Origin of the sequence: Clostridium paridis (genome assembly GCF_016765615.1) — a bacterium.
In the GTDB taxonomy this organism is placed as follows: domain Bacteria; phylum Bacillota; class Clostridia; order Clostridiales; family Clostridiaceae; genus Clostridium_T; species Clostridium_T paridis.
This window is the reverse complement of the sequence record NZ_JAESWA010000027.1, coordinates 1-12,477: the sequence shown is the minus strand read 5'-3', so window position 1 is coordinate 12,477 and position 12,477 is coordinate 1. Positions and strand designations below refer to the sequence as shown.

The 12,477-nt window shown below is 29.4% G+C and carries 10 protein-coding genes, 6 tRNA genes and 2 rRNA genes; all 18 read right to left on the bottom strand.

Annotated elements, in window-relative coordinates; all coding sequences use genetic code 11:
* Positions 1 to 79: 79 nt before the first annotated feature.
* Positions 80 to 787 (bottom strand): trehalose operon repressor, encoded by a 708-nt coding sequence (gene treR / locus JK634_RS17655; protein ID WP_202769046.1) that lies wholly within the window; start codon positions 785 to 787, stop codon positions 80 to 82.
* Positions 788 to 822: 35 nt separating this feature from the next.
* Complete coding sequence (treC, locus tag JK634_RS17650) at positions 823 to 2,487, bottom strand: alpha,alpha-phosphotrehalase (protein ID WP_202769045.1); 1,665 nt, start codon at positions 2,485 to 2,487, stop codon at positions 823 to 825.
* A 103-nt stretch (positions 2,488 to 2,590) separates the two neighbouring features.
* Positions 2,591 to 4,030: a PTS system trehalose-specific EIIBC component gene (treP, locus tag JK634_RS17645; protein WP_202769044.1), complete on the bottom strand. Its 1,440-nt coding sequence runs from the start codon at positions 4,028 to 4,030 to the stop codon at positions 2,591 to 2,593.
* 185 nt (positions 4,031 to 4,215) lie between these two features.
* On the bottom strand, positions 4,216 to 4,737 hold the full coding sequence (locus JK634_RS17640) for a GNAT family N-acetyltransferase (protein WP_202769043.1): 522 nt from the start codon (positions 4,735 to 4,737) through the stop codon (positions 4,216 to 4,218).
* Positions 4,738 to 4,837: 100 nt separating this feature from the next.
* Positions 4,838 to 4,928: transfer RNA gene (locus tag JK634_RS17635), tRNA-Ser, on the bottom strand.
* Positions 4,929 to 4,955: 27 nt separating this feature from the next.
* Positions 4,956 to 5,046: transfer RNA gene (locus JK634_RS17630), tRNA-Ser, on the bottom strand.
* 104 nt (positions 5,047 to 5,150) lie between these two features.
* Positions 5,151 to 5,241, bottom strand: a tRNA-Ser gene (locus tag JK634_RS17625).
* A 31-nt stretch (positions 5,242 to 5,272) separates the two neighbouring features.
* Positions 5,273 to 5,363: transfer RNA gene (locus JK634_RS17620), tRNA-Ser, on the bottom strand.
* Positions 5,364 to 5,433: 70 nt separating this feature from the next.
* The gene (locus JK634_RS17615) at positions 5,434 to 6,324 is read right to left on the bottom strand and encodes a CPBP family intramembrane glutamic endopeptidase (RefSeq protein WP_202769042.1); all 891 of its coding nucleotides are present in this window, start codon (positions 6,322 to 6,324) and stop codon (positions 5,434 to 5,436) included.
* 116 nt (positions 6,325 to 6,440) lie between these two features.
* On the bottom strand, positions 6,441 to 6,677 hold the full coding sequence (locus JK634_RS17610) for a DUF1667 domain-containing protein (protein ID WP_202769041.1): 237 nt from the start codon (positions 6,675 to 6,677) through the stop codon (positions 6,441 to 6,443).
* A 13-nt stretch (positions 6,678 to 6,690) separates the two neighbouring features.
* Positions 6,691 to 8,088, bottom strand: coding sequence for an NAD(P)/FAD-dependent oxidoreductase (locus tag JK634_RS17605; RefSeq protein ID WP_202769040.1), 1,398 nt, complete (start codon positions 8,086 to 8,088; stop codon positions 6,691 to 6,693).
* A 51-nt stretch (positions 8,089 to 8,139) separates the two neighbouring features.
* On the bottom strand, positions 8,140 to 10,791 hold the full coding sequence (locus JK634_RS17600) for a UPF0182 family protein (protein WP_202769039.1): 2,652 nt from the start codon (positions 10,789 to 10,791) through the stop codon (positions 8,140 to 8,142).
* A gap of 15 nt (positions 10,792 to 10,806) precedes the next feature.
* Positions 10,807 to 11,319, bottom strand: coding sequence for a transcription repressor NadR (locus JK634_RS17595; protein WP_202769038.1), 513 nt, complete (start codon positions 11,317 to 11,319; stop codon positions 10,807 to 10,809).
* A gap of 11 nt (positions 11,320 to 11,330) precedes the next feature.
* Positions 11,331 to 11,840 carry an HD domain-containing protein gene (locus tag JK634_RS17590; RefSeq protein ID WP_202769037.1) on the bottom strand — a complete coding sequence of 170 codons (510 nt, stop codon included), beginning with the start codon at positions 11,838 to 11,840 and terminating at the stop codon, positions 11,331 to 11,333.
* A gap of 154 nt (positions 11,841 to 11,994) precedes the next feature.
* Positions 11,995 to 12,070 (bottom strand) — tRNA-Ala (locus JK634_RS17585).
* Between the two features lie 5 nt (positions 12,071 to 12,075).
* Positions 12,076 to 12,152 (bottom strand) — tRNA-Ile (locus tag JK634_RS17580).
* 8 nt (positions 12,153 to 12,160) lie between these two features.
* A 5S ribosomal RNA gene (gene rrf, locus JK634_RS17575) occupies positions 12,161 to 12,277 on the bottom strand.
* A gap of 117 nt (positions 12,278 to 12,394) precedes the next feature.
* Positions 12,395 to 12,477, bottom strand: a 23S ribosomal RNA gene (locus JK634_RS17570); the annotation flags it as partial.

Genomic DNA, 12,477 nt, shown 5'->3' with positions numbered 1-12,477 from the left:
ATATTATAAATTAAAAATAGGGCGTATCAAAATAATTTTGATACGCCCTATTTTTTTCATAAATATAAAAAATATTTAATTAATAGTTTCTTCTAGCGAAATCTACAAATTTAAACTTATCTGGTCTATGTCGTGATTGCGTATACTGAAATAATGTTCCATCTTGTAAATACACTACTGTATCTACTACAACCATCATATCAAAGCCTTTTACATTAAGATACTTTCTATCTTCATCTGAGCATGGTTGAACTGTTATCTCTTTTTTAGCAAATCCAATCTTAAGACCTAATTCATTTTCTAAATAATTATATATGGAATCTTCACATATTTCCTTAGTTAATTCATTTACGTAGGCACTATTTAAATAATCTTTATCTAATATTATTTTTTTATTACCTATTTCTCTTACTCTAAAGACTTTCCAAATTTTATCCTCGGTGTTAAGTTTTTTACTAAGGAAATCATCTCCATCTATAAGTTCAAGTTCTTTAACATATGTTCTAGTTTTCTCACCCATTTTTTCAGACATTTCCTTAAAACTAATCAATCCAGACACTGAAAAATTGTGTCTATTAATATCTAGCACAAAAGATCCTTTACCCTTTACCTTATTAATATATCCGTTCTGCTCTAGCATATTTAGAGCCTTTCTTACCGTATCCCTAGATATATTAAACTTATCCATATATTCACTTTCTGAGGGAAGTTTTGAACCATGATCCAAAGTTCCATTTTCAATTTCTTCAACAATTTTATTATACAATGTAAAATATTTACTATTCATTTTCAATCACCATAAATATTTTAACATGTACTTTTCTACTTCTCAAGAAGGTATGCTATTGATTCATAAGGTCTAAGTAATATACTATTCATATTTAATGTTGAATCCATATAATTTGATACTAATATATTTTTAGTATTATACCCTCCTAGCCTTTCCTCATTGTTTAAATCTATTGTTATTTCTTTATCATAAAAATTACTTACTACAACTAATAGTTGATTTTTATAACTTCTTGTATAAGCAAATACTCTATCATTATCTAATAATAAAGGCTCATAACTTCCGTAAGCTATGATATCATAATTTTTTCTTAATTCTATTAACTTTTTATAATGATAATATACTGAATTTTCATCTCTAAGCGCTGCTTCAACATTTATAGTTTTGTTTTTCCCTATTGGTATCCATGGAATTCCTTTTGTAAATCCGCAATATTTATCATCATTCCATTGCATCGGAGTTCTAGAGTTATCTCTTGACTTAGCTTGAAGAATCTCAATAATTTCTTCTTCACTTTTTCCATTGCTCTTTAAAATATTATAATAGTTTATAGATTCTACATCTCTATAATCTTCAATATTATCGAAATAAGCATTAGTCATTCCGACCTCTTCACCCTGATAAATATAAGGAGTTCCTCTTAACATATGTAGGGTAGTTGCTAACATTTTAGCAGATTCTTTAGGATATTTTTTATCATCTCCAAATCTAGAGACTATACGTGGTTGATCATGATTACACCAAAAAAGTGCATTCCATCCATCGCCCTCTTCCATTCCTATCTGCCAAGTATTAATTAAACTTTTTAATTCAAAGAAATCAAATTTCATTAATGTCCACTTATCACCATCTTTATAATCAACCTTTAAATGGTGAAAATTAAATACCATAGATAATTCTTTTTCCTTTGGATTTGAATATTTGATACAATTATCAATTGAGGTAGAAGACATTTCCCCTACTGTTAATATATCTTTATGCTTACCAAAACTTTCTCTATTTAGTTCTTTTAAATACTCATGTATTTTAGGTCCATCAGTATAAAATCTACGTCCGTCACCTTTATAATCATTTTCAAGTGTTTCTGGTTTAGATAAAAGGTTAACAACATCAAGTCTAAACCCTTTTACTCCCTTTTCAATCCAATAATTAGCTATATCATAAATTTCATTTCTAACTTGTGGATTTTCCCAGTTTAAATCAGCTTGTGTTTTATCATAAAGATGTAAATAATATTCATCAAATTTCTCTACATACTGCCATGCAGAACCACCAAACTTTGATATCCAGTTTGTAGGTTCTTGTCCATCCACTGGAGCTTTAAAAATATAATAATCCTTATATTTTTCATCTCCATTTAAAGCCTTCTTAAACCATTCATGTTCAGTAGAAGTATGATTAAATACCATATCTAACATTATATCTATGTTTCTTTTCTTAGCTTCTGATGCAAGCTCTTCAAAATCCTCCATGGTTCCAAATCTCGGATCTATGTTTTTATAATCTGCAACATCATAACCATTATCCCTTTGAGGAGATATGAAAAAAGGTGTTAGCCATATATAATCTACTCCTAAGTTCTGCAAATAGTCCAATCTATCAGTTACACCTTTTATATCTCCAAAACCATCTCCATTTGAGTCACTAAAGGACTTTGGATAAATCTGATAGACTACACTTTTCTTGAAATCCTTCATATAAAACATCCCCTCTTTACAATGTCAAAAATTTCTTAACGAGGTCAATTCAAAAACCATAGATGAGAAGGTCTTTAGATTAACCTCGTTAATATTATTTATCTTATTTAGCTACTGCTTCTTTTCCTGCTAAAACTGTTGCTGCTTTTCTTTTACTTATTATTACTGTTAATATGAATGGAACTACTACTGCGATTAACATTGATATTGCAAACACTGCCATAAATTGAGGTTTTATAGATAGTATTCCTGGAAGTCCTCCAACTCCTATTGAGTTTGCCATTACACCTGATCCAACTGAAACAACTGCTGCAAGTGCAGATCCAGTCATAGCACATAGGAATGGATATACATATTTTAAGTTGATACCAAACATAGCTGGCTCAGTTACACCTAAATAACATGATATACATGCTGGTATTGATACTTGTTTTTCATCCTCGTCTTTTCTATTAACATAAATCATACCTAAAACAGCTGATCCTTGAGCTATATTAGATAATGCAATCATTGGCCATAAGTTTGTTCCTCCAAATTCAGCTACAAGTTGCATATCTATTGCATTGGTCATGTGGTGTAATCCAGTAATAACTAATGGTGCATAAGCAAAACCAAAAAGTGCTGCAAATAACCATTTTAAACTTGATGTTAAACCTGTATAAACAACAAATGAAATTGCTGATCCTATCTTCCAACCTATTGGTCCTAAAATTGTATGTGCAATCAATACAGTAGGAACCAATGCGAAGAATGGAACTACTATCATTGATATATATTCTGGAACTATCTTACGTAATTTTGTCTCTAAGAATGCTAATAAGAATCCTGCTAACATAGCTGGTATAACCTGAGCTTGATATCCTATCATTTGAACTTTAGCAAATCCAAAATCCCAAAATGGAATTTCTTTTGCTCCAGCTACTGCATATGCATTTAATAACTGAGGTGAAACTAATGTAATACCTAATATAATACCTAAGATTTGAGTTGTACCCATTTTTTTAGAAATAGACCATGTTATACCCACTGGTAAAAAATGAAATATTGCTTCACCGATTAACCATAAGAATGAATGCACTCCTGCCCAGAATTGAGATACCTCTACTATAGTCTTTGTCCCATTTTCTAATAATTTAATATCTCCAATTACATTACGGAAACCTAATATCAAACCTCCAACTACCAATGCTGGTATAAGTGGTGTGAAGATTTCTGCTAGTCCAGCAAGTAGTCTTTGAATAAAACTCATATTACCTTTTGCTGCAACCTTTACTTCATCTTTGCTAACCCCATCAATTCCAGCAACAGCTACGAATTCATTATAGAATGTTGGAACCTCATTTCCGATTATTACTTGGAATTGTCCTGCTTGTGTAAATGTACCTTTAACACTTTTGAGTGCTTCTATAGCCTTAACATCAGCTACTTTTGGATCAGCAAGTACAAAGCGCATTCTTGTTGCACAATGGGTTACTGCTGATATATTTAATTTTCCACCAACCAACTTAAGTAATTGCTCTGCGTCACTTTTGAATTTTCCCATGATTGTTATTCCCCCCACAATATTTTTGTAACTTGATAAATTTTAGTAAACATTATCATTCAATACCTATACGTACAAGTTCTTTATATTTACATTATAGTTGTACGTACAAGTTTAGTCAATACGTTTTCAAAATTTATTTTTTAATTTAGAAAAAGCCATTAAAATTGGCTCTTTCGCTAATCTTAATGGCTTCTATAGTCCTTTTTTAATATACTCATGACTAATGTATCATAATATTTTTTATTATTATAATACTTTTCTCTCTTTCTGCCTTCCTCTATAAATCCACACGCTTTATAACAGTTAACAGCTCTCTCATTGTTAACCACTACCTCTAATTCAATTCTATGAGCTGATTGAGTCTCAAACAAATATTTAATTAATGTTCTTACAGAATCCTTCCCATAACCTCTTCCCCAATATCTGCTCCCGATGGTTATTCCTATATCATATACTCCAACTGTATTTTGAAGTTCTTTATAACTAATGTATCCTATTATTACATTCTTTTCATTTATTATTGTAAGGCTTTTTCTATCAATAATCATGAACTTATCGTAATTCTTCATTATATCCTTATATGGAGGCAATTCCATACCACCACCATCATATAATCTTACCTCTTTCTCTGAACAAATATTATATATTATGTTCATATCCTTTCTTTCAATAGCTTTTAGATATACCATTTCACCCTTCAACACCTTAACTTACCCCCTGTCAAAATAAGTAATCTATAATTATTATATACTACTATATTATGTTTTAGACAAAAAAAAATAGAACGATTATATCGTTCTATCTTGGCGGAGAAGGCGGGATTTGAACCCGCGCGCCGGTTGCCCGACCTACACCCTTAGCAGGGGCGCCTCTTTAGCCACTTGAGTACTTCTCCAAGCTAAAAATAATTATTTATATAAAATGGCGGAGAGATAGGGATTCGAACCCTAGGTACCCGTGAAGGTACGCCGGTTTTCAAGACCGGTGCCTTAAACCAACTCGACCATCTCTCCTAATTAACACAAAATTTATTATATCAACCTATTCTTAAATAGTCAATAGCTATTTGTAATTATATACATAATCAAAAAAACACCTAGATTTAATCTAGATGTTTTGGCGGAGAAGGCGGGATTTGAACCCGCGCGCCGGTTGCCCGACCTACACCCTTAGCAGGGGCGCCTCTTTAGCCACTTGAGTACTTCTCCAGGCTAAAATAATTATTTTTCTATAAAAAAATGGCGGAGAGATAGGGATTCGAACCCTAGGTACCCGTGAAGGTACGCCGGTTTTCAAGACCGGTGCCTTAAACCAACTCGACCATCTCTCCGTTTATCAGAACAATTAGTATTATATCAAGCACATTATGAATTGTCAACAACATTTTATCTATTTTTTATTTAAATAGTTTTATGTTTCTTTTTAGCTAAAAATATGATTATTAAAATTGATAAAGTTAGTACTATTGTAACGACTAAACCTCCCTCAGGTCCAAAGGCTGCGCCATTTATTATATTTTTACTATTACTAAGAGTATTAAATATACTACCCACCATTATTGGATTTCCACTTACTAAAAAACCATATAAATTTCCTTGGGCCATATTCCAAGCACTATGTATAGCACATATACCCCAAATATCCTCAGTATAAATTGTATAAAATGCTGCAAAGATACCAAAAAGAATAAGATTTATTATTGAAAGCCTATCTACTCCATTATTAGCTAAATGAAGAAATGCAAAATAGCATGAGGTTATTATAATTGCAATTAGCACATTATATTTTTTCCCAATAACAGGCATCATATATCCTCTCATCATGATTTCTTCCGATGCGCCTTGAATGATCCAAGCAAATATAAGAATAATGAATGACGGTATTAATTTTGATGATAATTCTCCTTTATATATTTGTGCATTTCCTGACATAATTATTATTACAGTAATAAAGCTCATCATTAATAAACCAATAAGTATTCCAAACAAATATCTATTAAAGAATCCTTTATTTATTTTAAATCCAATTTCTTGAATCTTTCGCTTTTCAATAAATAAAACTAATATTATATACAGTCCTATTACAATTATCCTACTAGTTAGTAAATAAATTGGATTACTATCAATAAAAGCAATTTTACCTAAAATAAATTTATGTGCTATAACTATTGAAAAAAATTCACTTATTATTTCAATAAAGATTGGTATCAATAATACTAATATAATTGGTAGCGTTTTTTGTTTTTGTACTTGCTTAAATATACTATTTTCATTGCTAAACAAATACTCCATTCTTACCTCCATTCCAAAATATTTATAATACATATTTAAATAAATATTAATAGACTTCGGATTGTAGAATAAATTGCATAAAAAAAGATTATCTTAACGATAATCTTATATTATAACTAAATTTCTTTTTTTATACTTTTAGTACATATAATATCAATTCCTGTATTTAAGATATTAGAGCATATTACATCTCCACACTTTATAGGTGTATTTGCATAAATTCTGCTAAGCATCTTAGATAATTCTTGCCATAACTCTATATCTATTTCTTCGCTACTTCTTACAGGAATTAGTTTATGCTTGCTATTATCTTTTGTTCTTACTACACTTGTAAAAATATCTTTCCTTACCATTTATAAATCCTCACTAAACCTCATCAAATTCTTTTATTCTTGATACTAAAAGATTAGAATTTTTTGAATCCTCTACAATATCAGTAAGCTTTTTATCCATTTCCCTCGCTAATATGTTTATAACCTTATCTATACAATAAGATCCATGACAATTTCCAAAAGTAGCACCTGTTCTTCTTTTAATACCTTCAACTGTTCTAGCGCCTAATGGTCTTCTTATTGCATCAACAATCTCTCCTTCGGTAATAGTATTGCACAGACAAACAACTTTACCATATCTATCATCTATCTTTATAAGCTCATTCTTCTGCTCATCTGATAATTCTCTAAATCTAAAGTATTCTCTCCTCTTATCTATAAAATCTCTCTTTAAGGTACACTTTAAATTATTAACTAATGATTCACAAAGTATTTGAGACAATGCTGGAGCTATTGTTACTTCTCCATAATGATCTCCTGTAACATTAATATAACCCTTTGATATTTCACTTTCATCTATTAACATTGAGTCTACATTAAACTCATCCGAAAACATGTAATTTATATCCCTCTTACTTAAGTTAGGTAATATACTATTTGAAGTTTTTATAAGCTCTTCATATGATAATGCTACATCACTCTTAACTGCAACTAAAGTTCCTAATGAAAGTGTTGGAGTTTGGAATACAAATCCATTGCTTTCTTCCCTTTCATTAATTACTAGCGTATCATTACATTCTTTAAAACTGTCATCCACTAAGAGATAATATAATTTTTTATCAACTTTAGTTTCTTCTTCATTCGTAGGATTTAAGTTATATTGCTCTCCAGGTATTGTGTTGACAACAACTTTACATGTGAACTTATTCTTGCTTGTAGTTACTCTAAACCCCTTAGAAAGCTTTTTAATGTCTACTACATCTTCCTCTAATCTAAATATTACTCCATTATCAGCAGCCACTTCTGCATAGGCTAAAGCTAAATCATATGGACTTATTACTGCAGTATTTTGAGAATACAGTGCTTTTTTCACAGGAATATTCAAGTTTGGTTCAACTTCTTTTATATGTTCTTCATCTATAAGGTGTATATCCTTTATTCCTCTTCTTTTAGCTCTATTATACATTTTATATAACTTATCAACTGCAACATCTGTTTGAGCTATTCTAATCGATCCTATTCTTTTAAATGGAACATTAAATTTTGTTGCTACTTCCTCTATTAAGCTATTTCCCATATTCTCTAGAGATGACATTAAATCATTTGAACATTCAGCTCCATCATAAATTATAGCTGTATTAATAAAGGATAGATCATCTGCAATATCATAATCTTTTTCAATTAATGCTATATTCAGATTATATTTTGAAAGTTCATAAGCAATGGAACAACCAATAATTCCACCACCTAGTATTAATATATCATAATCCATTTTTTTAACCTCAACGCACTTTATTTCATTATCTACTTAATTATATCATATTTATTCTTTAAGCTTATTTATATCTTCTCCAAGCTTTTTAATATATTCTCCATATTCAGCCCAATTTCCTTTTGTTTGAGCATCCATAGCTTTATTATACAATTCCTTTATTTCCTTTGTTAGCTGACTATTTTCATTTATTTTTTCTATTTTACTAATCTGCCCTTTATAATCAAAAAGCTTCTTTAATCCATTTTCTATATTATCCTCTATTACTATTCTTTTACCATCTGATAAAATTATCTTTTTCATCTCTGGTATAGTTTTATCCACATCTGCTTTTAAATATATAGGAAGTAAATACAGTAAAGATTCTTCTACTGGAAGTATTACTGTCTCACCATATTCAACTTTTGAACCTTTTCCTTCCCATAAAGATAATTCCTTAGATATATCTGGGTCCTGTAAAATTTGATTTTTAAATAAATAAGGTCCATAAACAGTTTTATCTGTTGGGAACTTAAATAGAGTAATTTTTCCATAATCGCTCTCATCCATCTTTACACTAATCATTGATACCATATTAGGTTTGTTTTTCACATTAAAGTAATCAAACAGCATCATTTGCTGCTTATTTTCTCCTGGCAAACTTGTAACAAGGTATAATCCTTCATTAATATTCTGTTGACCAGACAAAGCACTTAAATTATTTGAAATCTCCCAAACATCTTCTGATGTAAAGAATTCCTTCGGATCAGTAGTATGATATTTTGATAATACTTCACATTGTAAATCAAATATCTTTTTAGGATATTTTAAATGTTCTTTAAGCCCAGTAGGAATATCATTCTTATCCTTAAATAACCCTTTGAATATCTTCGAATAACTTTGAATTATTGGATCTGAATTATCTACAATGTAATAATTTGTTTCTCCTGATGATGCATCTATTGTAACTTTAACTGAATTCCTTATATAATTAATCCCATTATAAGGTTCAGAGTAAGGAAAGCTTCCTGAAGTTGTATATGCATCTATAATCCAATATAACCTTCCTCCACTTATTACTACATATGGATCATCATCATAAGTTAAAAATGGAGCTATTTTATTTACCCTCTCCATAATATTTCTATTTGTAAGAATCTTACTGTCATTATTAATTGCGCCTGAAAAAACTATTTTAGGATCCTTTTCAGCCAAACTAAAAATTAATCTATTAAAAATATTTAATTTTATTCCACCTTTATCATCATACTTATAGGAAACCTGTTCCTTTTCGTTAGGATAATCAAATTCTTCTTGAGATGTATCTACTATAGCATATTCGTTTTTTGCTTCACCATAATAAATCCTTGGGTTTTTTATTAATATACTAGATGAATTATCTAAAGGTATATTTTTTATTACAAAATCCGGTTGTCCTTGTTCTGTAACCTTATTAACCCTGCTCATAGCTACTCCATACCCATGAGTATAAATTAAGTGCTTATTTTGCCATGTACTCATTGAATCAGTACTTATTTCTCTTGGAGATATAAATACTTGAGTATACTTTCCATCTATATTGTATCTATCTGTATCTATATCATTAAAGTAGTAATAGCTTCTAATTTCCTGAACCTGATTATAAAAATTTAGAACTGGCGATGGAGAATTAATTTTTAAATTAGAAATTGTATCTTGATTTCTAATTATTTTTTCTGAATTCAAATTAGCTTGAGGTTCATAACTTTTTATATTTATATTATTTATATTGAAAGCTCTTGTTGTTGCGTCTATATTATAACCTATATATTTGCTCTCATATTCCATTTCATTCGGCTTTACCATAACCTTATAGACTACCTTATAAGTAACAGGTTCTAAAATCATAAGAAAAAGTACAAGAATAAATGGATACATTGATACTTTAAACCTATTCTTTCGTATACAAAAATAAGTAATAATAGATGAAACTATAGCTATCACAATAATAATTTTATAAAACAATAGCGTAATATTTATATCTGTATAACTTGCCCCAAATGAAGCGCCTCTATTGCTATATAGTAAATCAAAGCTTTTTACTACATATTTTATTGAAATAAGAACAAGAAATATAGGTAGAAGTATTCCTATTTGCTTTTTTGAAAACTCTTTAAGATAATCTAATAATTGCTTAAATGATTTGAATTTATTATTTATAAAATATTTCTTTATTGATACTAATGTATAAAAACAAATTGAAAATAAAGTAGTAATTATTATTACTTCTATTAAAAAGTTGCTTAATATTTTAAGTAAGGGGAGCTTAAAGACATAAAAAGAAGCATCTAAATTAAATATTGGTTCTCTATAATTAAAACTAACAGAATTCGAAAATAAGACTATTTCGTACCAATACTTAGTAGATGTATATATAGAAATTAGAAAAGAGATTATTATATTAGTTATTGAAACACCTTTTTTTATCTTTTTTAAACTGTTTTCGTCTATTTCATCTTTAATATTATTAAGAAGTTTTTTACTAAATAAATTTACAATAATAAAGCATATTAAAAAAAGTGGAATCAATATCTCAACTATTGAAATCAATCTAGTAAAATATAATTTAATGTAACCTAACTCTATAAACCATTCTATATTTATAATTAACTTAGCAGAGAATAGAAGTGCACTCATTATTAGAATTAAAATAAGAATAAATACTGCTAATTTCTTATTTCTCATAAATTTCACCCCGTATTAATCTTTTAGCAAATAGCCTACTTTCTCTAAATCCCTTATAATCATATCCATATCATCTTTGTTTTCTGTTGAAATAGTATGTAAATGAATCCCCTCTGTTAATGCAGATAAAGGTTTTGCCTTAAACTTCTTATACTTATCAAGAAAATTATTTAAATCATTTAAATTTCTTATCATTAGATTTCCTTTAAGCTCACCATAAATAGGATGTTCAATAATTACATCTTCAATCATTCCACCATACTTTATTACTATTTCTAATTCATTTGTCATTTCACTTGAATTATGACATAAAGCTAAAATTCTCCTATATCTAGAATTCTCCTTATTCATAATATATCCCTCAGGAGTTGCGACAATATTACTTCCAGCTGCTCTTATTATTGCTATATCTTTTACTATTACCTGCCTAGTTACACCAAATATTTTAGCTATTTCGCTGCCTTTTAATGGACTCTTGCTATTTACTATATAATTAACAATTTCCTTTCTTCTATCTTCACTATTCATATTCCACCTCATTAATTTTTATTATCACAATATTTAATTATTTCTAATATTTCATTTGATGTTTTTATTTTATGATGATGTTCTTCTATAACCTTAAGAAATTCTACATCATACTTTTTATTTAGTTTTAATATCTCATATCCTTTTTCAGGATGATTATAATATATATCTATTATTTTGAAATTACTATATCTACTTATTTTTCCGCTCGTAACTTTATCCAAAATAACTACAAGTGATTTTTCAAATACATTTAATGGTCTCTCAATTTTACCGATATCATGTAATAAAGCAATTTTAACGATTTTCTCTTTATCTATTTTTTGTATGACATTATTTGAATCTTCTATATACTCTAATGCATCTTTTGCTACCCTTATACTATGCTGTTTATCAGATTTCTTTAATAACTGAAACAAATTTTTTTCATCTTCATCTAAGTACCTTTTTATATATTCATCATCAATATCCTTATAGATAGCTTCTATCGCCCACATAAATTGTTTTATCCTATAAAACATTCCTATCTCCTCTCACTTGTATCTTACATTATAAGCGTATAATCACATTCTAATACATTTAAAAATTAATTTCTATATTTTCACATTGTTGTTATTATAAAAATAACTTTCTATATAATAAAAAAACCGTAAACTTTATGTTTACGGTTTTCTTTGGTGGAGATAAAGAGATTCGAACTCTTGACCCCCTGCGTGCAAGGCAGGTGCTCTCCCAGCTGAGCTATACCCCCAGAAATGGTGGACCTTCAGGGACTCGAACCCCGGACCTACCGGTTATGAGCCGGTTGCTCTAACCAACTGAGCTAAAGATCCATGTATTAACCTGGCAACTCCCTACTCTCCCACACAGTCTCCCATGCAGTACCATCGGCATCTCAAAGCTTAACCATCCTGTTCGAAATGGGAAGGGGTGTTACCTTTGTATCATCATCACCAGATTTACTACTTCGTTACATGTTACATTGATTATTATATAGTGCCAACCTTGGTTTGTCAACACTTTTTCTGAAGAAATTATTCCTTCAAAATTGCACACAATATCCAGTTGTTTTTATTTGGTCAAGCCCTCGATCTATTAGTATGAGTCAGCTAAATATGTTACCACACTTACACCCCTCACCTATCAACCTTGTGTTCT